The following is a 22,468-nucleotide window of genomic DNA, read 5'->3' as shown; positions in this document are numbered from 1 at the left end:
GAGGGGAAAAAAGGGGCTAGGGTGGCCCCCTTTCCCAAGGTTTTTCTCCTCCGGGGGCTGCTGGGGCTTCCGCGGCCTTTTGGGGGTTGGCGCCGCGCCGCCGTGCGCTGAGCCTGCGCGAGCAGATGATCGCGTACCGGGAGCAGGAATTGCCGCGCGAAGTCCTCGGCGACGCCCGGCGCCGTCATATCGACCAGGTGTGTCGGGATCAGCATGTAGGTGTGGAACATCCGGGCGACGTGCTCGGCGAACATCGAACGTGACTCCGCGGGCAGGTCTTGGGTACCCATCGCCGATTCGACCAGCGCCCGTCCCATCAGCAGCGCCCGGCTCTCGCCGATGATCGCCGGTTGCAAGATCTCCGGATTGACCGCGAGGACGGTGCTCAACGCCTTGTTGCCGAACAACAGCCGAAACGCGTGCGCGAACCCGTAGATCAGCTGGTCCTCGCCGTTGTCGTGCTGGTCGAGAACGGTCTGCACGTCGGCGAAGAACCGCGCCAACTGGTCGTCGATCATGGCCGAGATCAGATCGTCGCGACCGGAGAAATGCAGATAGAGCGTGGCCCGACCGACCCGGGCCCGCCGCGCGATCTCCTCCATCGCCACCTTGCGCAGCCCGGTGGTCTCCGCCATCTCCACCGCCGCAGCGAGAATCCGCTGACGGGTATCAGCCCCCGCCTCGCCGCCCGGCGCCTTCGATAGCGATCTCATCCCCGCGATCCTATCGCCGCCGCCACTGGTAGCCGCGCCCCACCGATTGAGAACCTCACCACCTACCCACACCGAGCTCCCGCGACTCGCGTAAACGACGTAACAACTGATCACGCAAGAACATCGGTAACTCACCGGGTACGCCCAGACGTCTCCCCGCGCCTCTCCGCCGGCCCGCGAGACCAACACGCCGCCCGCAAACGACCGGCAAAATACGCGGAGAGGCGGACTAGCGGTACAGTGGTGGTCCGTGGGTCATCAACGGAATCAGGCTAAGAATGCCACCAAGCACATCTTCGTGAGCGGTGGCGTCGCCTCCTCTTTGGGTAAGGGTCTCACCGCCTCCAGCCTCGGTCAGCTTCTGACCGCGCGCGGTATGCGGGTGACGATGCAGAAGCTCGACCCGTATCTGAACGTGGATCCGGGCACCATGAACCCGTTCCAGCACGGCGAGGTGTTCGTCACCGAGGATGGTGCCGAGACCGATCTGGATGTGGGTCATTACGAGCGTTTCCTGGATCGTGATCTGACCGCGGACGCGAACGTGACGACCGGGCAGATCTATTCGACGGTGATCGCCAAGGAGCGTCGCGGCGAGTATCTGGGCGATACGGTGCAGGTCATCCCGCATATCACCGATGAGATCAAGAACCGCATCCTGGCGATGCAGGGTCCTGATCTCGAGGGTCATGTGCCGGATGTGGTGATCACCGAGATCGGTGGCACCGTGGGTGACATCGAGTCGCAGCCGTTCCTCGAGGCGGCGCGTCAGGTGCGTCACGATGTGGGTCGCGACAACGTGTTCTTCCTGCATGTGTCGTTGGTGCCGTATCTGGCGCCGTCGGGTGAGCTCAAGACCAAGCCGACGCAGCATTCGGTGGCGGCGTTGCGCAATATCGGTATCCAGCCCGATGCGTTGATTCTGCGGTGTGACCGTGAGGTGCCGCAGGGTCTGAAGAACAAGATCGCGCTGATGTGTGACGTCGATGTGGAGGCGTGCATTTCCACGCCGGACGCCCCGTCGATCTACGACATTCCGAAGGTGCTGCACGCCGAGGGCCTCGATGCGTATGTGGTGCGCAAGCTGGGGTTGCCGTTCCGCGACGTGGATTGGACCGTGTGGGGCGATCTGCTCGATCGTGTGCATGCCCCGCGGGAGACCGTCGAGGTCGCGCTGGTGGGCAAGTACGTCGACCTGCCGGATGCGTACCTGTCGGTGACCGAGGCGCTGCGTGCGGGTGGTTTCGCGCATCGTGCCAAGGTGAACATCCGCTGGGTGCCGTCGGACGAGTGTGAGACCGAGGCCGGCGCGCAGGCGGCGTTGCGTGATGTGGACGCGGTGCTGATTCCCGGTGGGTTCGGTATTCGTGGCATCGAGGGCAAGCTCGGCGCGATCAGTTACGCCCGTCATCGCGGTATCCCGCTGCTGGGTCTGTGTCTGGGTCTGCAGTGTGTGGTTGTCGAGGCGGCGCGCTCGGTGGGTATCGAGGACGCGAACTCCGCGGAGTTCGATCCCGACACCAAGAACCCGGTCATCTCGACCATGGCCGATCAGGAAGACGTCATCGCCGGTGAGGCCGATCTGGGCGGCACCATGCGTCTGGGCGCGTACCCGGCGACCTTGAAGAAGGGCTCGGTGGTCGCGCAGGCGTACGGCACCGAGAACGTGTCCGAGCGGCACCGGCACCGGTTCGAGGTGAACAACTCCTACCGTGACGCGATCGCCAAGAGCGGTCTGGTGTTCTCGGGCACCTCGCCCGACGGGCACCTGGTGGAGTTCGTGGAATACCCGGCGTCGGTGCACCCGTTCTTCGTGGCCACGCAGGCGCACCCGGAGCTCAAGAGCCGTCCGACCCGGCCGCATCCGCTGTTCGCGGCGCTGATCAACGCGGCGTTGAAATATAAACTGGCCGAACGGCTTCCCGTAGACTTCCCGGAGGAAGAGCTCGCGGAGCAGGCAGCGGAGATCTAGGAGCAGGCATATGAGCGAGCCCGGCAGGCACGATTTCGAGACGGTGTCGAGCCGGGTGCTCTATAGCGGCGCGATCCTGGCCCTGCGCCAGGATCAGGTGCGGATGCCGGACGGGCGGGTCGCCGAGCGTGAGGTGATCGAGCATCACGGTGCGGTGGCCGTGCTCGCGCTCGACGACGACGGCAATGTCGTGTTGATCCGCCAGTACCGGCATCCGATCGGCACCAGGTTGTTGGAATTGCCCGCCGGGTTGCTCGATATCGATGGCGAGGATCCGCTCACCGCGGCCAAGCGCGAGCTGGCCGAGGAGACCGGTCTGGCCGCGCAGCAGTGGTCGGTGCTGGTGGATGTGGCGTTGTCGCCGGGGTTCACCGACGAGGCGCTGCGGGTGTTCTTCGCGACCGGTCTCAGCGCCACCGACCGGCCCGATCCCGAGCACGAGGAAGCCGACCTGGAACTGGTGCGGATGCCGCTGCAAGAAGCGGTGCGCGCGGCGTTGGCGGGGGAGATCGTGAACGCGACCGCTGTCGCCGGGGTGCTGGCGTACGCCGCAGCCGAAGCCAGCGGTGTGCCGTTGCGGCAGGCCGACGCGCCGTGGCCGGGTCAACCGACGAAGTTTCTGCGGCGAAAAGTCGCGGAAGCGGCGGCACGCGGTAACCAGGCGTGACCTCAGCGGTCGGCGGGAACTAGACCGCAGTGCTCGAGCGTGAGATAGCCGCCTACCTCGACCACTTGGCGGTCGAGCGCGGAGCCGCGCGCAACACCCTGGGCGCTTACCGTCGCGACCTGGCCCGGTACCGAAATTTCCTGACCGGCCGCGGCGTCGACAGTGTGCGCGCGGTGGCGCAGGGCGATGTCGCGGAATTCACCATGGTGTTGCGCGCGGGCACCGCCGATCATCCTGCGCTGGCAGCGAGTTCGGTGGCCAGGGCGTTGATCGCGGTACGTGGCCTGCATCGCTTCGCCGCTGCCGAGGGCATCACCGATACCGATGTGGCGCACGCGGTCAAACCTCCGGCACCGGGTCGACGACTTCCGAAAGCGTTGCCGTACGACCAGGTTCTGCAACTTCTCGAGGCGGCAGGTGGCGAGGCCGCGGGTTCGGATGGGGGACCGCGCGGGCTGCGCGACCGCGCGCTACTGGAATTGCTGTACTCCACGGGCGCCCGTATTTCGGAAATGGTCGGCCTCGATGTCGACGATATCGATGCCGAACAACGCTGCGTGGTCCTGCACGGCAAAGGCGGAAAGCAACGCCTTGTCCCCATCGGCCGTCCGGCACTTGCCGCCGTCGACGCCTATCTGGTGCGCGGTCGACCTGTTCTCGCAGCGAACGGAAAAGGCTGCGGCGGAGCACTTTTCCTCAACGTGCGCGGCGGCAGACTTTCACGGCAGAGCGCATGGCAGGTCCTACAGACCGCCGCCGAACGCGCGGGAATCGGGGCGACGGTCTCGCCGCACACCCTGCGCCATTCGTTCGCCACGCACTTGCTCGACGGTGGCGCGGATGTCCGTGTGGTGCAGGAGCTGCTGGGCCACGCGTCGGTGACCACGACCCAGATCTACACGCTGGTCACGGTGAGTACGCTGCGCGAAGTGTGGGCCACCGCCCATCCGCGCGCGACATGAACCGCGAGCACCGGTGTGGCAGAAGCGGGTATCGTGCGAACACGCCCGGCGTTGCCATGCCGTACCTCACCGGTGGGAGCGGTAGCGTCTACCCACAGCTGGACCGAACGAAAGCGAACCGGTTCCGAATCGGCCTCGCTACCCTCGACAGGGGTTACCGGCAAGGAAAACGTATAAGGAGCAGCGGATCGTGACGACAGCGGAAACACCGTGGGACGGTGGACCGGAGCAGGTCACCGAGCCCGTCGAGATGGGCCCGACCGGCCGACCGCTGCGTCTGGTGCCCGATCCACCGCAGATTCAACGACACGGCGACGCACTGGTTGTGGCCATGTGCAATCAGAAGGGCGGCGTCGGAAAAACGACGTCGACCATCAATCTCGGTGCGGCACTTGCCGAATACGGACGCCGCGTGTTGCTGGTCGACCTCGACCCGCAGGGTGCGCTGTCGGCCGGACTCGGTGTGGCACACCATGATCTCGACCTCACCGTGCACGACTTGTTGATCGGCGGCAAGGCCAAGGTCGACGATGTGCTGCAGACCACCAAGGTCGACGGCATGGACCTGTTACCCAGCAACATCGATCTTTCCGCCGCGGAGATCCAACTGGTCAACGAGGTCGGCCGCGAACAGTCGCTGGGACGCGCCCTGCACGCGGTGCGTGATCGCTACGACTACATCCTCATCGACTGCCAGCCCTCGCTGGGCCTGCTCACGGTGAACGCGCTGGCCTGCTCGGACGGTGTGATCATTCCGATGGAATGCGAATACTTTTCGCTGCGCGGTCTGGCACTGCTCAACGACACCGTCGAGAAAGTGCGCGACCGTCTCAACCCGCGACTGAGCCTGTACGGCATCGTGGTCACCATGTTCGATGCGCGCCTGCTGCATTCGCGTCAGGTGATGTCGCGCGTGGTCGAGGTGTTCGGCGATCTGGTCTACGACACCGCCATCTCGCGCACCGTGCGCTTCCCCGATGCCAGCGTGGCCGGCGAACCGATCACCACCTGGTCGCCGAAATCGGGCGGCGCGGAATCGTATCGGGCGATGGCACGTGAAGTCATTCACCGGTCTGGCCGGTGATCGGAGCTATACCTGCGGTGCAAGCAGTACCCGAAGACGCGGTGCCGGCCGCGCAGAAACCCGGATTTCATCTCCGCCTGACCAATTTCGAGGGCCCGTTCGATCTGCTGCTGAATTTGATCAGCTCGCGCAAACTCGATGTCACCGAAATCGCGTTGCACCAGGTCACCGACGAATTCATCGCCTACACCAAGGCATTGACCGCGGAGCTGGCCGGAAACACCAAACTGCGCGCGGACAAGATTCTGGATCAGACCACCGAATTCCTGGTCGTGGCCGCCACTTTGCTCGATCTCAAGGCGGCACGGCTGCTGCCTTCGGGCGAGATGACCGACGCCGACGACCTGGAACTGCTCGACGCTCGCGACCTGCTGTTCGCGCGACTGCTGCAATACCGCGCGTTCAAGCAGGTCGCGGAGCTGCTGGCCGAGCTGGAAGCCGCAGCGCTGCGCCGGTATCCGCGTTCGGTGGCGCTCGAGGAACAGTTCGAAGGGCTGCTGCCCGATGTCACCCTCGGCGTCGATATCGCCGCGTTCGCCCAGATCGCCGCCGCGGCTTTCCGGCCACGCCCGATCGCCGAAGTGGGCCTGGGACACCTGCACATGCACACCATTTCGGTCGCCGAACAGGCCGAACTGGTGCTTGCCCTGTTGAAGCAACGCGGGCCAGGCGGGTGGACGACTTTCGCCGAACTGGTGGTGGACTGCACAATCCCGGTGGAAATCGTCGCGCGGTTCCTGGCGTTGTTGGAGCTGTATCGCGGCAAGACCATCGCGTTCGACCAACCCGATCCGCTCGGGCCGTTGGCCGTGAGCTGGCTCGGTGAACTGGACCCTGAAGCCGAAGCGGCGGCGTTGACTTTCGAGGAGGATTACGGGTGACTGAAGCAGTGGTGGAATTCACCTCCGAGCCACTCGACGACCTCGAAGTGCGGTCCGCGCTCGAGGCGATGCTGCTCGTCGTCGACGCCCCCGCACCCACAGAACAGCTGGCAGCGGCCCTGGACGACACGACTGAACGCGTCGAAAAGGTCCTGCGCGCGATGGCGGCCGAACTGACCGAACGGGGCAGCGGCATCGACCTGCGTTTCGTCGGTGACGGATGGCGCTTCTATACTCGACAGGAGTACGCGCCCTACGTCGAGCGTGTACTGCTCGACGGGGCCCGGACCAAACTGACCCGGGCCGCCTTGGAAACCTTGGCGGTAGTGGCCTACCGCCAGCCGGTGACCCGCATGCGGGTCAGCGCGGTCCGAGGGGTGAACGTCGACGGAGTGATGCGCACGCTGCTGGCCAGAGGCTTGATCGCGGAAGCGGGTCAAGACCCCGAAACCAACGGCACGATGTACCGCACCACCGAGTTGTTCCTCGAACGGATCGGGCTCGCCTCGCTGGGCGACCTGCCACCGCTGGCGCCGCTGCTTCCCGGCGTCGATCTGATCGACGAGATCAGCGAGAGTCTGGAAACCGATCCACGGTTGCTCAGACTGAAGAAACCCGCCGAGTCCGATATGGATCTCGGCACCGACGATTGACAGGACAGATGAATAATTCCGCTCGCCGAGATGGCACACCGGATCGACGAAATCGCAGCGACCAGCCACGTAGTGGCGCGAATCGAACCGCGGGCAACCGCGGCGACAGTGCGCGCACCGGGCAGGGTGGCTCCCGAGGCGAGGCACCGGCCCGCCGCGGCACCGGCGCGGGTGGCTTCCAGCGCGGCAATCAAACAGCAGCCCGGTCCGCGGGTAGCTACCAGCGTGATGCGGAGTCCGGCGGTCGCCGTGGCTCCTCCACCGGTGGTGGGTACCAGCGTGACGACCGTCGTGGCAGTGCGCCCGGCGGTTACCAGCGTGATGATCGACGGGGTGCCCCGGCCGGTCGCGGTGCGTCCGGTGGCGGGTACCAGCGTGACGACCGTCGTGGCGCTCCGGCCGGTCGCGGGGCGTCCGCCGGTGGTTACCAGCGTGACGATCGTCGCGGTGCCCCTGCCGGCGCGGGCCAGCGCGAGGAACGTCGCAGCACCGGCGGCTACCCGCGTGGTGGCGACGTCCAGCGTGGCGGCACGGCCGGTCAGCGCAGCGGCGCCTCGGCAGGCACCCAGGCCTTCGCGGCTCGCAAGAAGTCCACGAAGCCGCAGAAGAAGGTCGTCGCCCCGACGATCCTGAACAACGCCAAGCCCGCGCGTCACCAGCACTCCGACGTCACCGAGGGCCCCAAGAAGCTTCCGTGGGGCGAAGGCGAACGCCTGCAGAAGGTTCTCGCCAAGGCCGGTGTGGCTTCGCGTCGCGCCGCCGAGGAGATGATCGCCGCCGGGCGTGTCGAGGTCGACGGCAAGATCGTGCGTGAGCAGGGTCTGCGCATCGACGCCGAGAACGCGGTCGTGCGCGTCGACGGCACCCGTGTCGTGGTCCGTGACGAACTGGTGCACCTGGTGCTGAACAAGCCCAAGGGCTGGCAGTCCACCATGTCCGACGATCTGGGCCGTCCCTGCGTGGGCGACATCATCGCCGAGCGGATCGCCGCCGGTCAGCGCCTGTTCCACGTCGGACGCCTCGACGCCGACACCGAGGGCCTGCTGCTGGTCACCAACGACGGCGAGATGGCGCATCGACTGATGCACCCCTCGTTCGAGGTGCCCAAGACCTACCTGGCCACCGTCGACGGCGAGGTGAACTACCGCTTGGTCAGCAAGCGCCTGCGCGAAGGTGTCGAGCTCGAGGACGGGCCCGCCAAGGTCGACAAGTTCATCCTGCTCGAGGCGTACCAGGGTCGTTCGCTGGTCAAGCTCGTGTTGCACGAGGGCCGCAAGCACATCGTGCGTAGGCTCCTGGACGAGGTCGGCCACCCGGTGATCCGGCTGGTTCGCACCCACCTGGGCCCCGTGGCGCTGGGTGATCAGCGTCCCGGCACGTTGCGGGTGCTCGGCCGCGACGAGATCGGCAAACTCTACGAGGCGGTACAGCTGTGAACGGTGTGGATTTCCCCTTGGAATTCGCAGGCGACGCGATGACCGGTGACGCGACGCTCGTGGTCGCGATGGACGGTCCTTCGGGTACCGGCAAATCCAGCGTGTCACGACGTCTTGCCACGCGTCTTGGTGCCCGCTACCTCGACACCGGTGCGATGTACCGGGTCGCGACCCTGTGCGTGCTGCGTGCTGGCGTCGACCTGGCCGACACCGACGCGATCGCGGAAACCGTTGCGGCACTACCGCTTTCGATCGGCACCGATCCCAGCCGCGAGGTGATCGAACTCGACGGTGAGGACGTGTCGAGCGAGATCCGCGGCGAGGCCGTCACCAAGGCCGTGTCCGCGGTGTCGGCGGTGGGCCCGGTGCGCGAGCAGCTGGTCGCGCTGCAGCGCGAGATCACGGCGATGTCCGGACGCATCGTGGTCGAAGGCCGCGACATCGGCACCGTCGTGCTCACCGGCGCCGACGTCAAGATCTACCTCACCGCGTCGGCGCAGGCTCGCGCGCAACGACGCAACGCGCAGAACATCCGCGAGGGTCGCGGCGACGACTACTCGGCCGTGCTGGCCGACGTGCAACGCCGCGACAATCTCGACTCCACCCGCACCCTGTCGCCCTTGCGCCCCGCCGCCGACGCGGTGCAGGTCGACACCAGCGACCTGACGATGGCACAGACCATCGAACAGCTGTATCGCGTGGTGGCTCAGCAGCTTTCGGCCACGACAGGAGGTCCGCGATGATCGAAGAGGTAATCGCAGGCGACGGAACCTGGACCGACGAGTCCGAATGGGAAGGCCTGGAACTCGACGGCGACGGCGAGGGCGAGCAGTTCGTCGCTATGCCGACGCTTGCCGTGGTCGGGCGCCCGAACGTGGGCAAGTCGACCCTGGTCAACCGCATTCTCGGCCGACGTGAAGCCGTCGTCGAGGACGTTCCGGGTGTGACCCGTGACCGCATTTCGTACGAGGCCAACTGGGCCGGACGCCGTTTCATGGTGCAGGACACCGGCGGTTGGGAACCCGACGCCAAGGGCCTGCAGGCGCACGTCGCGCGCCAGGCCGAGGTGGCCATGGAAACCGCCGACGCGATCCTGCTCGTGGTCGACGCCACCGTCGGGGCGACCACCACCGACGAGGCCGCGGTGCGCAAGCTGCGCCGCTCCAAGATCCCGGTGATCCTGGTGGCCAACAAGGTCGACGACCAGAAGGTCGAACTCGAGGCTGCCTCGCTGTGGTCGCTGGGTCTGGGCGAACCGCGCATGGTCTCGGCCGCGCACGGTCGTGGCACCGGTGACCTGCTCGACGACGTGCTCGGCGCGCTGCCCGAGACCCCGCGCGAAGGCACCGCCGTCGCGGGTCCGCGTCGCGTGGCCCTGGTCGGCAAGCCCAACGTCGGCAAGTCCAGCCTGCTCAACAAGCTGGCGGGCGACGAGCGTTCGGTCGTGCACGATGTCGCGGGCACCACCGTCGACCCGGTCGACTCGCTGGTCGAGTTGGGTGGCAAGACCTGGAAGTTCGTCGACACCGCAGGCCTGCGCCGCAAGGTCTCCAACGCCACCGGCACCGAGTTCTACGCCTCGCTGCGCACGAAGTCGGCGCTGGAAGCCTCCGAGGTCGCGATCATGCTCATCGACGCCTCGGTGCCGATGACCGAGCAGGACCTGCGCGTGATCAGCCTGGTCGCGGACTCCGGTCGCGCGCTGGTGCTGGCGTTCAACAAGTGGGACCTGGTCGACGAGGACCGCCGCTACATGCTCGAACGCGAGATCGACCGCGATCTCGTGCGCGTGCCGTGGGCGCAGCGCGTCAACATCTCCGCGCACACCGGCCGCGCCGTGGCCAAGCTGGTGCCGCAGATGGAAACCGCGCTCGAGTCCTGGGACAAGCGCATCTCCACCGGCCGCCTGAACACCTGGCTCAAAGAGGTCATCGCGGCCACCCCGCCGCCGATGCGCGGCGGCCGCCAGCCCCGCGTCATGTTCGCCACCCAGGCCAGCACCCGCCCGCCGACGTTCGTGCTGTTCACCACCGGCTTCCTCGAGGCGGGTTACCGCCGCTTCCTCGAACGTCGCCTGCGTGAAGAGTTCGGCTTCGACGGCTCGCCGGTGCGCATCTCGGTGCGCGTGCGCGAAAAGAAGGAACGCAAGAAGTAATTCGTGCGTGTACGACACAGCCCCGGCGAATTCCGCCGGGGCTGTTCGTCTTTCAGGCGTCGAGCACGCGGTCCAGTAGGTGATCGACCAATTGTGTTGCGCGCGAGGCATAGTCGTCGTTGGTGAGCATGCCCTGCGCCAGCCCGCCGACCGCGAGCAGGATCACCTCGGCATCGGTGATCAGCGCCTTGTCGTCGGTATCGGTCCCGCGCAACTGCCGCAGCTGGCCGGCGATCGCGTCGACGATGTAGTTGGGCGCGCCCACGGTATCGGTGGAGTCGATGTCGGGACCGGCTAGCGCCGCCGCGTGGAAGATGCCGAGGATGATCGCGTCCTGGCGGCTCGGCTCGTCCAGTGGCAGCAGCGAGAGCGCGATGATGCGGACGATATCGCGCGGTCCCGCGTCGGGTCCCAGTGTCGCGAACGCCTGCGTCATCCGCGCACCCGAAGCCTCGACGACAGCCCGGTGGGTGGCGAGCAGGAACTCCCGTTTGGTGCCGAAGTAGTACTGCACCGACCGCACCGAGACCCCGGCCTCGGCGGCAACGGATTGAAAGGTCGCGGCTTCGAGCCCGCCCCTCGCGATGACCCGCCGCGCGGCACTGGTGATCGACCTGCGCCGTTCTTCGTGATCGGCCAAACGTGGCACGTCGCCTCCTTCTGTCCCGGCAGGTTTTCATGGTACGCCCATACCACCTTTGTGGTACGGTGATATCACCAACGAGGAACAGGGGTGGTCATGGCCAAGCTCGGACGATTCAAGAACGACAAGGCTCGCGAGGAGTACATGCGGACCTATCGAGAACTGGAAAAGCAGTGGCCGGTTCCCTCTACCATGCACGACGTCCCCACCTCCTTCGGTTCGACGAAGGTGCGCAAATCGGGTGTCGGACAAGGTGTTCCGATCCTGATGATGCACTCGCTCGGTGGCAACAGCCTCATGTGGAGTCACATGATCGCCGATCTCGCGCGAGACCGCGTGGTGTACGCGCCGGAGATGATCGGCGCACCGGGGCTCAGCGTGCAGACCGCGCCGATCGACGAGTTCGAATTCGGTGCCTGGCTTGGTGAAGTACTCGACGGTCTCGGTGTCGAGAAGGTACATCTGGTCGGATATTCGCAGGGTGCGTGGCTGGCGATGGCGATCGCCGCGGGGGAGCGGCGGCGGTTGGCGAGCCTGACGATCTCGGAGCCCGGCGGCACGCTGACCAAGCTCTCGTGGAGCGTGCTGTGGACGATGATCAAGGTCGGCGCTCGGCCGACCGACAAGAATCTGCGCAAGATGCAGGAGTGGCTCAATCCCGGGGTTGCCCTCTCCGATGCGGAATTCGCCGGTGTGAAGGCAGCGCTGAAGTTCTCCCCCGCCATCGGCTACCCACGCATGTTCTCCGACGAGAGATTGGCCGAGATCACGGTCCCGACCCTTGGTCTTTTCGGTGCGGATTCCCAGATCGTGGACGCCGAGCTGGCTACACAACGTCTACGCGACAACATCGCCACTTGCGAAACCGAGATCTTCCCGAACATCGGCCACGGCATCCTCTATCAGATCCCCGGCGTGGTGACCTCCCGCATCCTCGACTTCACCCGCCGCTACGAACCGACAGACGCCCGCCACGGCGAGTAGCCGACGCCCGCCACGTCCGCGATCACCCCGAAGAACACTCCCGCAGGCCTGATAATCGACTGAGAACCACCCGATGGTGGACACCTTGGCAATGTCGGGCACGTTGAGAGCGGTAAGAGGTCCCCTGTGGCCTCCGCGAGGAGTGCGTCATGAGTCTTGTCGGAACCCTGGTCGGCTACGCGTTGACGGTGTTCTTGGTGCTGTTGATCGCCAGGATGGTGGTCGACTGGATCGATGCGCTGGGCAACGGCCCGCAGTGGGCACGCAAGGCGCGGGAGGTGACCCATGCCGCGACCGAACCGGTGATCGCCCCGGTGCGAAAAGTGTTGAAGCCCATTCGCATCGGTGATTTCGGGCTCGACCTGGCGTTCACCGCGGTGTTCATCGCCGTGCTGATCCTGCGCTCGGTGGCGTTCAGCCTGTAGATCAGTGCGCCGCCGTGGCGCTCGCGGGTGCGGTGTCGATGGTGCCGAGCAGTGCCAGTGACTGCTCGGCATCGGAGCCCGGCTCGGCGTGATAGACGACGAGCGTCTGCCCCGGCGCCCCGTTGACCGTGAACGTCTCGTAGGACAACGCGAGCTCACCCACCAGCGGATGCGCGAACCGCTTCTCCCCAGCGGTTTTCGCGCGCACCTCGTGCTTGGCCCAGAGCCGACGGAAGTCCTCACTCTTCAACGACAGCTCGCCGACCAGTTCGGTCAGGCGCGGGTCGTCGAGATCGGTGCCCGCGCTGACCCGCAGCGCGGCCAGCGTTTCCGCGGCGATGGTCGGCCAATCCGGAAAAACGTTGCGCGCCTCGGGATTCAGGAACACCATCCTGACCTGATTGACTCCCGGCACCGAACAGGCATTCAGCGCGACGGCCAGCGGCGTCGCGGCCAGCACGTCCATATGCCGCCCGTACACCAGCGCCGGCGTAGCCGACCAGGTACGCATCAGCCGCAGCAGACTCGGCGTGACCCGCTCGGGTCGTCGCGGCGCGCGGGTCCGTCGCGGCGCGGGCCGCGCCAGCTCCCGCAGATGCGCGACGCCGTCCTCGTCGAGGGCGAACACCCGCGCCAACGCCGCCACGATCTGATCCGACGGATGCTTGTCACGCCCCTGCTCGAGCCGAACGTAGTAATCGGCGCTCATTCCCGCCAACATCGCCACTTCCTCGCGCCGCAGTCCGGCCACCCGGCGCTGACCGCCACCGGCCATCCCGAACTCCTCGGGGCTCACTTGCTGGCGCCGGGCCCGCAGAAACGCGCCGAGACGATTGTCGGAATCCATGTGTTCGAGGGTAGGCGCGCTCAGAGGCGGCTGGGTGGCCCTGCCGCTACCAGGAAGTTTCCGACCTGGCACACCGTGACGGTCGAGACCAGCGTTGTCGTCATGACACACAACAACGAACGCAGAGTCGCAGTAGTCACCGGCGCATCCAGCGGGATCGGCGCCGCCACCGCACGGGCACTGGCAGCGGAGGGCATGAAGGTCGCACTGCTGGGTCGGCGCAAAGATCGGCTCGAGGAACTGGCGCACAGCATCGGCACGGACACCCTCGTGGTGACCGTCGACGTGAGCGTGCGGCAGTCGGTACTGGATGCCGCAGCGCAGGTGCGTGCCGCGTTCGGCCCCGTCGATCTGGTCGTGGCGAACGCAGGCGTCATGCTCGGCGCCTCCTTCGAGCACGCCGAGATCGACGAATGGGACCAGATGGTGGGGACCAACGTCAACGGATTGCTCTACACCGCAAGAGCTTTCATCGATGATCTGCTCGCCGCCGCGAATACCGGCCGCACCGCGGACCTGGTGTTCGTCGGTTCCGTCGCCGGTCACCTCACGTTCCCTAATTACGGCGTCTACTGCGCGACCAAGGCGGCGGTAGCGCATCTGACCCGCACTCTGCGAGCGGAGTTCGGGCCGCGTGGGGTTCGCGTCAAGAACATCGAACCGGGCTTCGTGGGCACCGAACTCGGCGCCGGCATGCGCGACGGCGACCGGCGTGCGGAGCTCGAGCAGTGGCGCGGTGGGCTGGAAGTGCTTGTCCCCGAGGACATCGCCGATGCCATCGCCTACGCCGTGTCGGTCCCGCGGCGGGTGAACCTGGCCGAGCTCGTCGTCGTCCCGACCGAGCAGGGCTGACGCGAAACGATTCGGCGGCAATCGTTTTCGTTGCCGAATTGGTACGACCGTGCCCGGATTGCCTGGATACTCGAAGGTGTCACCTCGCCGATCGCGTGTGGGGGGCAGGGGAGAGGACGACGGTATGGCCCTGGTTGTGCAGAAATTCGGCGGTTCATCGGTTGCCACCGCGGAGCGGATTCGCCTGGTCGCGCAGCGGATCGTGGAGACCAGGAAGCAGGGTCACGACGTGGTGGTGGTGTGTTCGGCGATGGGCGACACCACCGATGAGCTGCTGGAACTGGCGGGTCAGGTCGCGCCGGCTCCTCCTCCGCGCGAGATGGACATGCTGCTCACCTCGGGCGAGCGGATCTCGAATGCGTTGGTAGCCATGGCCATTCACGCGCTGGGCGCGGACGCGCGATCGTTGACGGGATCGCAGGCCGGCGTGATCACCACCGGCGCGCACGGCCGCGCCAAGATCATCGAAGTCGATCCGGGTCGGGTGCGTCGCGCGCTCGACGACGGCGAGGTGGTGTTGGTCGCCGGGTTTCAGGGCGTGAGTCAGGACAGTCAGGACGTCACGACCCTGGGCCGCGGCGGCTCCGACACCACCGCCGTCGCACTGGCCGCGGCCTTGGGCGCCGATGTCTGCGAGATCTACACCGACGTCGACGGCGTGTTCACCGCCGACCCGCGCATCGTGGCCGACGCCCAGAAACTGGACCAGGTCTCCTACGAGGAGATGCTGGAAATGGCGGCCTGCGGTTCGAAGGTGCTCATGCTGCGCTGCGTGGAGTACGCCCGCCGCTACCAGGTGCCCGTGCACGTGCGCTCGTCGTACACCGACGCGATCGGCACCACCGTGTTCGGCTCGATGGCCGACATCCCCGCCGATCAGGCGGTGCTCACCGGTGTCGCGCACGACCGCAACGAAGCCAAGATCACCGTGGTCGGCCTGCCCGACGAGCCCGGCTACGCCGCCCAGGTGTTCCGCGCGGTGGCCGACGCCGAGATCGGCATCGACATGGTCGTGCAGAACACCGGCACCGGTCGCACCGACATCACCTTCACCCTGCCCGCCGCCGACGGCGCCCGCGCGGTGGCGATGCTGCGCCAACGCCGCACCGAGATCGGCTTCACCGACGTCCGCTACGACGACCGCGTCGGCAAGGTCTCGCTGATCGGCGCGGGGATGCGCAACACCCCCGGCGTCACCGCCACCTTCTGCGAAGCGCTGGCCGCCGCGAACATCAACCTCGACCTGATCGCCACCTCCGAAATCCGCATCTCGGTGCTGGTCCGAGACACCGACCTCGACGAAGCCGTGCGAATCCTGCACCGTGCTTTCGATCTCGGTGGTGCCGAAGTCGCGGTGGTGCACGGCGGAACGGGCAGGTGAGCGTGGTTGACGGCGGACTCGAGTCAGGCGTAACTTACCGATAAGTAAGTTCTTCGAACGGGGAGCACGTTGAGTACACGATCGACCACGTTCACCAGGGCGGGACTCGAGTTCGATGTCGTCGACTCCGGCCCGATAGACGGCCCGGTAATCGTTGCGCTGCACGGCTTTCCGCAAACTGCGACGTCGCTGCGAGACCTCACCAGCGTGCTCAACGACCGTGGCTACCGCACCATCGCCCCGAACCAGCGCGGCTACTCACCGCGCGCCCGGCCGCCGGGTCGCCTGGCCTACCGCATGCCCGAACTGGTCGACGACGTGGTCGCGTTGATCGAGACCATCGACCGCGGTCCGGTCCACCTGGTCGGGCACGACTGGGGCGCCGCGGTCGCCTGGTCGTTCGCCGCTACCCGTCCCGAGCTCGTGCACACGATGGTGGCCGTATCGGTACCGCACCCCGGCGCCTTCTTCCGCGCGATGACCAGCAGCGGCCAGCTCCTGCGCTCGTACTACATGGGCCTGTTCCAGCTACCGTGGCTTCCCGAGCGCGTGATGCGCACGATGACGACCCGGATGGACAAGTCACTGGCCAGAACAGGCATGAGCACCGACGCGATCGCCCGCGTGCACACCGAGGTCATCGACACGGGAGCCCTCACGACCGCGCTGAACTGGTATCGCGCCCTGCCCTTCACCCCGCGGAGTATGGCGTCGGCGCGGATCAGCGTCCCGGTGACCCATGTGTGGAGCACCGGTGACCCGTTCCTGACCCGCCGCGGCGCGGACCTGTCCGGCGAATACGTCGACGGCGACTACCGCCTCGCGGTGCTCGACGGTTCGCACTGGCTCCCCGAGGAATGCCCGGGCGAACTCGCCGAACTGATCATCGACCGCGTCGAGTCGCTGCCGCGCTAACGGGTCAGCCGGGCTGCGACGAGGCCATCGGCCGCAACGCCTCGGGGATCGCCGGGATCAACGGAGCACACCGCATCGCACGCGCGGCCAACTGCTCGTGAATGCGCCCCCGCACGCCCGCCCATTCCTCGTGCAGGATCGAATAGAACGCGGTGTCGCGCACCTCGCCGTCCAGTCCGCGCGAATGTGCCCGGCGCACACCATCACTCACCGCACCCAACCGCTCGATCGCCGCCCGTGACCGCACGTTGCGGGCATCCGCGCGCAGGCTCACCCGCCGTACACCCCAACTGTCGAACGCGTGGGTCAGCAGCATCAGTTTGGATTCCAGATTGACCTGACCACCCCGCACCGCGGGTGTGAGCCAGGTGTTGCCGATCTCCACGGCGTCGGGGATGGCCCCGCCCGGCAACGCGGTGACCGGCTCGGAGGACAGCGGCCAGGTCAGCGGGCCCTGCCAGTAGTCCAGGCGCGTGAATCGCGTCGCCCCGACCACACAGTTGTCCGAGACGGTGACGATCGCGAAGGCCAGCGCCGTGCCTGCCGCCTGCGCGGCCTGCGCCTGGAAGACATAGGTGTGCGCCTCCTGTTCACCGTGGGGGACCACGGTGAACCCGGCCGGGCCGTGCAGCGCGGTCGCCGCGGTAACCAGACCGGGAACATGGTGGGGTGCAAGGGGTTCCAGCCGTGCGATGCGGCCGTGGAGGATAACGGGTGCGGGCATGGTGACCGGCGTCCTTCGTTGGGGAGGGTCGCCGAAGCACGAGGGCGTGGATCCTTCACGCGACACGTGATTGCGGCGAAGCGACACGAACGATCCAGCAGCATCGAAAAACTAGATGGACAGTAGCGGAGAGTGTGCGGATCGGTGCCTCGGGGCGCACATGTCGCGGCGGGAGTTTCGCGGGCGCGGCGAGTCACGGTGTCGTGTCGAGGACTGTGGGACGTACCAAGTGTGTCGCGGTGTGCGTCAGGGCACGTTTTCGCACTTCAGGGCCGTAACGGTTCGATAAATGACACGCGTGTAGTCATCTTGAGCAAATGTCCAGTTGTGCTGGACTTCTGCCAGTTCCAGTACGTGTTCTTCGCGGCTGTAACGCCCGTTATCATTTCGTGTCGAACTGGTGTTCGTTGTGACCCAGATCACACCACCTTTTGTGGAGCTATCCCAGCTGGCAAGCTCGTAATTGCTGAACGTTAACCGTTTGTGATCATCGGCAAGGTCGACGCGGACCCGCCGTCAGGGATGCCCAGTCCGAGCGTGACGCACCAATCTGCCGTATCGGGACGGCTGTCCGGAAGGGAACTCAGTGCTATGAGCAGCATCTACTTCGAACCGAACAGCAACCTCGCAGTTACCAGCCGCCATCATCGCGTGACCGCCGAGTCGCCGGTCGCCCCGTTGGCAACGCCCGGTTTGATCCTGGGTCTGATCCTGCTCGGCGCGGGCCTGGCCGGCGCGCTGCGCCTGGGCGACTGGGCGGGCAACTACGGCCCCGTGCTGGTCGTGCTGGCCTATGTCCTTTATATGGCGGCGGCTGCGCGCCTGGTGCTGTGGGGTGCGGTGACCGTCTGGTCGCTGCATCGACGTTAGTCCCGCGATCGAAACCGGCAAATCGGACGCTGGGTGGTCACGGTTTGAGGGATGGACGGCGTCGAATAACTACGCGATACTTTTCCTCGGATCGGCAAACGGTCAGCATTGCGGTGATCGGAAATTCCGGTAAGGGCGCGCTGATCGGGCAATGTTTCCCACGCAGGGGGTGGGACAACATTTCCCGATCGCCGCTTGTCCGCGGTTGCTAACGAATTGTTTGCGATTTTCGCGCTATCGCAGTTGTTCCGAGCTCGATTAAGGTGCAGGAATCGTTCGATTCATCCGGCGGAGGTGTGGACATGACCGATTCCCATCGCGGATCCACCGATAAGGAACCAGAGCGGCCCGGAGCCGTCATGAACCCCGCTGTCCCACCGGCGAAAGGTCCGGACGGCAGAGTCATTCCGCCCAGCACCGACAAGCCCGTGCGTGGCGCGGTGGCTAACACGGTCCAGGACGACACCGAGAGCGTGCTGTCGTCCCCGGTGACCGAACCGCCGACCCATGCCCCACCCGACTCGCCTGAGCGGGTGGCGATGCGGGCCCGGATCAAGAAGTTCGTCCTCACCGTCGTCATCATCGCGGCGCTGGGCGGTGCGCTGTTCGGTTACGACACCGGCGTGATCTCCGGCGTGCTGGTCTACCTCACGCCCGACTTCGGCCTGAGTCAGACCCAGGTCGGCATCATCACCAGCTCGCTGCTCATCGGTGCCGCGATCGGCTCGGTCACCGGCGGCTGGATGGCCGACCGGTGGGGCAGGCGGATGACGCTGCTGTTCGCCGGCGGCCTGTTCTTCGTCGGCGCGATCGCGCAGGCACTGGCGCCCGATGCCACGGTCATGGTCATCACGCGTCTGTTCCTGGGTGTGGCGGTCGGTACGGCCTCGCTGGTGGTGCCCATGTACGTCTCCGAGATCTCCCCGCCGACCTATCGCGGGCGGCTGGTCTCGATGAACTCGCTGATGATCGCCAGCGGTCAGTTGCTGGCCTACATCGTCAACGCCCTGCTCGCTCCCACCGGGAATTGGCGGCTCATGCTCGCGATGGCGGCCATTCCGGCGGCCGCGCTGGTGATCGGCATGTATTACATGCCCGATTCACCGCGGTGGTATCTGAAGCAGGGTCGCGACGCCGACGCGAAAAAGGTGTTGGAGCAGTCGTACTACCCGGAAAATGTCGAGTCCACGATCGTCGACATCAAAAAGACCGAGGCGGCCGATGAGGCGGTCAAGGACAGTTTGGGCAACCAGTTGCGCAAACCGAAGGTGCGCGCGCTGTTCTACACCGGCGTCGGTTTGGCGATCATCCAGCAATTCGTCGGCGTCAATACCGTCATCTACTACGCACCGTCGACCCTGACCAAAGCGGGCATGGGCGACAGCGCGGCGGTGACCTCGTCGATCGGTATCGGCATCGGCGCGGTGATCGGCGTGGTCATCAGCATGAGTTTGATCGACAAGGTCGGCAGGCGGCCGCTGATGTTCGTGGGCCTGGCGATCATGGTCGTGGCGCTGGTGGGCATGGGCGTGATCGAACGGCTGACCCAGAGCACGGCCACCGGTTACGTGCTGTTGGCGTTGATGGTGGTCTATGTCTCGGCGTTCCAGCTCGGTGTGGGTGTGCCGACCTGGTTGCTGCTGGCGGAGATCTTCCCCGCGCCGATCCGCGCCACCGCGATGAGTATCTGCACGTTGATCATCTGGATGGGCAATTTCATTGTCTCCCTGGTGTTCCCGCCGCTGGGCGACCTGTGGGGCGCATCCACGATGTTCTTCATCTTCGCGGTGGTCTCGGCGCTGTCGCTGGTGTTCTGCTACCGCCGGGTGCCCGAGACGATGGGCGAGTCGCTGGACGAGATCACCACCAAGGCGGAGAGCTGACCTGCGAAAACGGGTAGACTGACCAGGTGAAGCAACTGTGAAGAACCTGACCGTCGGCGTCGTCGCGACCTCTCGCAAGGAAAACGAACACCGGCTGGCCATCCACCCGGCTCACTTCGACCGCATCGACCCAGCACTGCGCGGTCAGATCTTTCTCGAATACGGCTACGGTGACCGTTTCGGTTACCCCGATGATGCCCTTGCTCCGCTGGTAGCGGGGTTTCGCAAGCGCGAAGAACTGTTCGCCGAATGCGATGTGCTGCTGCTGGCCAAACCCCTGGCCGACGATCTCGAGCAGATGCGCGAGGGCACCATCGTGTGGGGCTGGCCGCACTGCGTGCAGGACGCGCGCATGACCCAGCTGGCCGTGGATCGCGACCTGACGCTGATCGCGTGGGAAGCGATGAACCACTGGACTAAATCGGGCGCGTTCAACGTCCATGTCTTCCACAAGAACAACGAACTGGCCGGCTACTGCTCGGTCATGCACGCGCTGCAATTGCGTGGTGTCACAGGCGATTACGGCCGACGGATGCGCGCGGCGGTGATCAGTTTCGGTGCCACCGCGCGTGGTGCGGTGCGCGCGCTGTCGGCGCTGGGCATCAGCGATGTGACGGTGTTGACCCAGCGCAGTGTGTCGTCGGTGGCGTCGCCGTTCGCGTCGGTACGCATGCAGCACTTCCAGCGTGATCCGGCCGTGGCGGGCCGCACGCTGGCGCTGAAGGCTCCCGAACCGGGCCCGCTGGCGGAAATGCTGGCCAATTACGACGTGATCGTGAACTGCATGTTCCAAGACACCGAGGATCCGCTGACGTTCGTGACCAACGACGATCTCGAACTGTTCACGCGCGGAACGCTTTTCGTGGATGTGTCGTGCGATGAGGGCATGGGTTTCGAATTCTCGCGGCCCACGTCGTTCGCCGATCCGATGTTCGGCGTCGGCGACGATCTGCACTACTACGGTGTGGACCACAGCCCGTCGTTCCTGTGGGATTCGGCCACGTGGGAGAACTCCGAGGCGCTGCTGGAATACCTGCCCGTGGTGTTGGGCGGACCCGATGCGTGGGACGGCAGCGAAACGATTCGCCGTTCCATCGAGATTCGTGGCGGTCGAGTGCAGAATCCGCGGATCCTGTCGTTCCAGGGTCGCGCGGCGCAGTATCCGTACGCGGTGAACTGACGGTCACACCGCGATCGCCTCGGTAGAATCGCGGCTGCACGCCGACTGATCTGCCGACTCACGGAGGGTAGAAACAGTGAACAGGAAATGCTTGGTCGAAGTTCGGCTCACCGTTCCTGCCTCGATCGAGGACGTGTTCGCTGTGCTGGCCGACGGGTGGTCGTACGCGGGGTGGGTGGTCGGCGCGTCGCATATTCGACGCGTCGACCAGGACTGGCCCGCACTCGGTTCGCGCATCCACCACAGTGTGGGGCCGTGGCCACTGGTCATTTCCGACACCACCGCGGTCCGGGTCGTCGAGCCGCCCTACATCCTGGAACTCGACGCCCGTGCCTGGCCGATCGGCGCGGCGGTGGTCCGGTTGGACCTGCGTGAGGTGGGCCCCGCGACCACCGAGGTCGTGATGGGGGAGCGCGCGACCAGGGGCCCCGGCCGCTTCCTGCCACACGTGCTGCAAACCCTGCTGCTCACGCCCCGCAATCGCGAATCGCTCGATCGCCTGTCCGATATCGCCGTGGGCAAGAGCCGCGCGCGGGGCTGAGTCAGCCAGGTTCGCCGATGATCTCGCCGGGCAGGAACATCGTGCCCAGTTGGGTCGCGATCGCGCTGGTGTGGTCGACCAGGCGTTGCGCGTCCACATCGAGCACGCCGGTGCGCCAGGCCGACAGCAACTCCACGAACCCGCCGATCCCGGCCAGGGTGCTCATGCGCATGGCGGTTTCGTCGACGTCGGGGCGCAGATATGGCCAGGCGAACGCGATGAGCCCGTCGGTGGCGTCGGTGAGCATGGTTTTGCGCCGCTGTTCCAGCACGGCGCTGCCCGCGTGATCGGCGAGCAGAATCCTGGCGCGACCGCGCAGGTCGGTTTGTAGTTCGACCGCGCGTGCGATGGTGGCGCGGGCGATCTCCAGTGGTGGCCGCCCGGTCTGTTCGACGACCACGCCTGCCAGTTCGGCGAACACCTCCACGCACACCTCGTCCCAGACCTGAGCGAGCAGTTCGTCCCGGTCGGCGAAGTGTTCGTAGAAGTACCGGTCGTTGAGCGCGGCCCGCTGACACACCCCGCGCATGGTCACCGCCGCCCAGCCGCTGTCGAGCCAGATTTCCACCGCGGCCTCGACCAGCGCGGTCCGCCGCTGCGCCTTGCGCTGTTCGGCGGTCCGACCGCCCCAGGTCCGTGCCGGTGCGCGCACATCCATGGTTGACAAAGTACACCCGTGCGCGCCTAATTGGTGTCAGGT

The 22,468-nt window shown here is 66.2% G+C and carries 23 protein-coding genes; 18 read left to right on the top strand and 5 right to left on the bottom strand.

Features of this window, described 5'->3' with window-relative positions:
• Positions 1–635, bottom strand: a 635-nt coding sequence (locus ACFWVD_RS22370; RefSeq protein ID WP_379245736.1) for a TetR/AcrR family transcriptional regulator, incomplete at its 3' end; no start/stop codon positions are given.
• Between the two features lie 328 nt (positions 636–963).
• Here ACFWVD_RS22370 and ACFWVD_RS22365 point away from each other — a divergent pair.
• The 9 genes from ACFWVD_RS22365 to der all read left to right on the top strand — a co-directional run bounded on the left by ACFWVD_RS22365 (position 964) and on the right by der (position 10,523).
• Positions 964–2,685, top strand: coding sequence for a CTP synthase (locus ACFWVD_RS22365; protein WP_379245734.1), 1,722 nt, complete (start codon positions 964–966; stop codon positions 2,683–2,685).
• 10 nt (positions 2,686–2,695) lie between these two features.
• The gene (locus ACFWVD_RS22360) at positions 2,696–3,352 is read left to right on the top strand and encodes an NUDIX domain-containing protein (protein WP_379245732.1); all 657 of its coding nucleotides are present in this window, start codon (positions 2,696–2,698) and stop codon (positions 3,350–3,352) included.
• A gap of 29 nt (positions 3,353–3,381) precedes the next feature.
• Positions 3,382–4,314 carry a site-specific tyrosine recombinase XerD gene (gene xerD / locus ACFWVD_RS22355; protein ID WP_379245730.1) on the top strand — a complete coding sequence of 311 codons (933 nt, stop codon included), beginning with the start codon at positions 3,382–3,384 and terminating at the stop codon, positions 4,312–4,314.
• Positions 4,315–4,564: 250 nt separating this feature from the next.
• Complete coding sequence (locus ACFWVD_RS22350; RefSeq protein ID WP_379245770.1) at positions 4,565–5,398, top strand: ParA family protein; 834 nt, start codon at positions 4,565–4,567, stop codon at positions 5,396–5,398.
• 17 nt (positions 5,399–5,415) lie between these two features.
• Positions 5,416–6,279: a segregation and condensation protein A gene (locus ACFWVD_RS22345; RefSeq protein ID WP_379245728.1), complete on the top strand. Its 864-nt coding sequence runs from the start codon at positions 5,416–5,418 to the stop codon at positions 6,277–6,279.
• Complete coding sequence (gene scpB, locus ACFWVD_RS22340) at positions 6,276–6,932, top strand: SMC-Scp complex subunit ScpB (protein ID WP_379245726.1); 657 nt, start codon at positions 6,276–6,278, stop codon at positions 6,930–6,932. The genes ACFWVD_RS22345 and scpB overlap by 4 nt, the downstream gene beginning before the upstream one ends.
• Before the next feature lie 8 nt (positions 6,933–6,940).
• Positions 6,941–8,368, top strand: coding sequence for a pseudouridine synthase (locus tag ACFWVD_RS22335; protein WP_379245724.1), 1,428 nt, complete (start codon positions 6,941–6,943; stop codon positions 8,366–8,368).
• Positions 8,369–8,406: 38 nt separating this feature from the next.
• Positions 8,407–9,111 carry a (d)CMP kinase gene (gene cmk / locus ACFWVD_RS22330; protein WP_379245768.1) on the top strand — a complete coding sequence of 235 codons (705 nt, stop codon included), beginning with the start codon at positions 8,407–8,409 and terminating at the stop codon, positions 9,109–9,111.
• Positions 9,108–10,523 (top strand): ribosome biogenesis GTPase Der, encoded by a 1,416-nt coding sequence (gene der / locus ACFWVD_RS22325; protein WP_379245722.1) that lies wholly within the window; start codon positions 9,108–9,110, stop codon positions 10,521–10,523. The genes cmk and der overlap by 4 nt, the downstream gene beginning before the upstream one ends.
• Before the next feature lie 52 nt (positions 10,524–10,575).
• Here der and ACFWVD_RS22320 read toward each other — a convergent pair whose 3' ends face one another.
• Positions 10,576–11,172, bottom strand: a complete 597-nt coding sequence (locus ACFWVD_RS22320) for a TetR/AcrR family transcriptional regulator (protein WP_379245720.1) — start codon at positions 11,170–11,172, stop codon at positions 10,576–10,578.
• A gap of 90 nt (positions 11,173–11,262) precedes the next feature.
• Here ACFWVD_RS22320 and ACFWVD_RS22315 point away from each other — a divergent pair, with 90 nt between their 5' ends.
• Both ACFWVD_RS22315 and ACFWVD_RS22310 read left to right on the top strand, forming a co-directional pair.
• A complete protein-coding gene (locus ACFWVD_RS22315; RefSeq protein WP_379245718.1) occupies positions 11,263–12,150 on the top strand; it encodes an alpha/beta fold hydrolase in 888 nt (295 codons plus the stop codon).
• Positions 12,151–12,299: 149 nt separating this feature from the next.
• Positions 12,300–12,575 carry a YggT family protein gene (locus tag ACFWVD_RS22310; protein ID WP_379245716.1) on the top strand — a complete coding sequence of 92 codons (276 nt, stop codon included), beginning with the start codon at positions 12,300–12,302 and terminating at the stop codon, positions 12,573–12,575.
• Position 12,576: 1 nt separating this feature from the next.
• Here ACFWVD_RS22310 and ACFWVD_RS22305 read toward each other — a convergent pair whose 3' ends face one another.
• Positions 12,577–13,422, bottom strand: coding sequence for a helix-turn-helix transcriptional regulator (locus tag ACFWVD_RS22305; protein ID WP_379245714.1), 846 nt, complete (start codon positions 13,420–13,422; stop codon positions 12,577–12,579).
• Between the two features lie 102 nt (positions 13,423–13,524).
• Here ACFWVD_RS22305 and ACFWVD_RS22300 point away from each other — a divergent pair, with 102 nt between their 5' ends.
• From ACFWVD_RS22300 to ACFWVD_RS22290, 3 genes are all read left to right on the top strand, one after another.
• Entirely contained in the window at positions 13,525–14,274 is a 750-nt protein-coding gene (locus ACFWVD_RS22300; protein ID WP_379245712.1) for an SDR family oxidoreductase, read from the top strand.
• Positions 14,275–14,398: 124 nt separating this feature from the next.
• Positions 14,399–15,655 (top strand): aspartate kinase, encoded by a 1,257-nt coding sequence (locus ACFWVD_RS22295; RefSeq protein ID WP_379245711.1) that lies wholly within the window; start codon positions 14,399–14,401, stop codon positions 15,653–15,655.
• A gap of 69 nt (positions 15,656–15,724) precedes the next feature.
• Entirely contained in the window at positions 15,725–16,570 is an 846-nt protein-coding gene (locus ACFWVD_RS22290) for an alpha/beta fold hydrolase (RefSeq protein WP_379245710.1), read from the top strand.
• A 4-nt stretch (positions 16,571–16,574) separates the two neighbouring features.
• Here ACFWVD_RS22290 and ACFWVD_RS22285 read toward each other — a convergent pair whose 3' ends face one another.
• On the bottom strand, positions 16,575–17,294 hold the full coding sequence (locus tag ACFWVD_RS22285; protein WP_379245709.1) for a GNAT family N-acetyltransferase: 720 nt from the start codon (positions 17,292–17,294) through the stop codon (positions 16,575–16,577).
• Between the two features lie 591 nt (positions 17,295–17,885).
• Between ACFWVD_RS22285 and ACFWVD_RS22280 the strand changes: the two genes are divergently transcribed.
• The 4 genes from ACFWVD_RS22280 to ACFWVD_RS22265 all read left to right on the top strand — a co-directional run bounded on the left by ACFWVD_RS22280 (position 17,886) and on the right by ACFWVD_RS22265 (position 21,768).
• The gene (locus ACFWVD_RS22280) at positions 17,886–18,164 is read left to right on the top strand and encodes a hypothetical protein (protein ID WP_379245708.1); all 279 of its coding nucleotides are present in this window, start codon (positions 17,886–17,888) and stop codon (positions 18,162–18,164) included.
• Positions 18,165–18,466: 302 nt separating this feature from the next.
• Positions 18,467–20,047, top strand: coding sequence for a sugar porter family MFS transporter (locus tag ACFWVD_RS22275; protein WP_379245707.1), 1,581 nt, complete (start codon positions 18,467–18,469; stop codon positions 20,045–20,047).
• A 37-nt stretch (positions 20,048–20,084) separates the two neighbouring features.
• On the top strand, positions 20,085–21,227 hold the full coding sequence (locus ACFWVD_RS22270; protein ID WP_379245706.1) for a N(5)-(carboxyethyl)ornithine synthase: 1,143 nt from the start codon (positions 20,085–20,087) through the stop codon (positions 21,225–21,227).
• A 91-nt stretch (positions 21,228–21,318) separates the two neighbouring features.
• On the top strand, positions 21,319–21,768 hold the full coding sequence (locus tag ACFWVD_RS22265; protein WP_379245705.1) for an SRPBCC family protein: 450 nt from the start codon (positions 21,319–21,321) through the stop codon (positions 21,766–21,768).
• Position 21,769: 1 nt separating this feature from the next.
• Here ACFWVD_RS22265 and ACFWVD_RS22260 read toward each other — a convergent pair whose 3' ends face one another.
• The gene (locus tag ACFWVD_RS22260; protein WP_379245704.1) at positions 21,770–22,426 is read right to left on the bottom strand and encodes a TetR/AcrR family transcriptional regulator; all 657 of its coding nucleotides are present in this window, start codon (positions 22,424–22,426) and stop codon (positions 21,770–21,772) included.
• Positions 22,427–22,468: the final 42 nt, after the last annotated feature.

The sequence above is a fragment of the Nocardia sp. NPDC058666 genome (assembly GCF_042714895.1).
GTDB lineage: Bacteria > Actinomycetota > Actinomycetes > Mycobacteriales > Mycobacteriaceae > Nocardia.
This window is presented reverse-complemented; position numbering and strand designations above follow the sequence as displayed.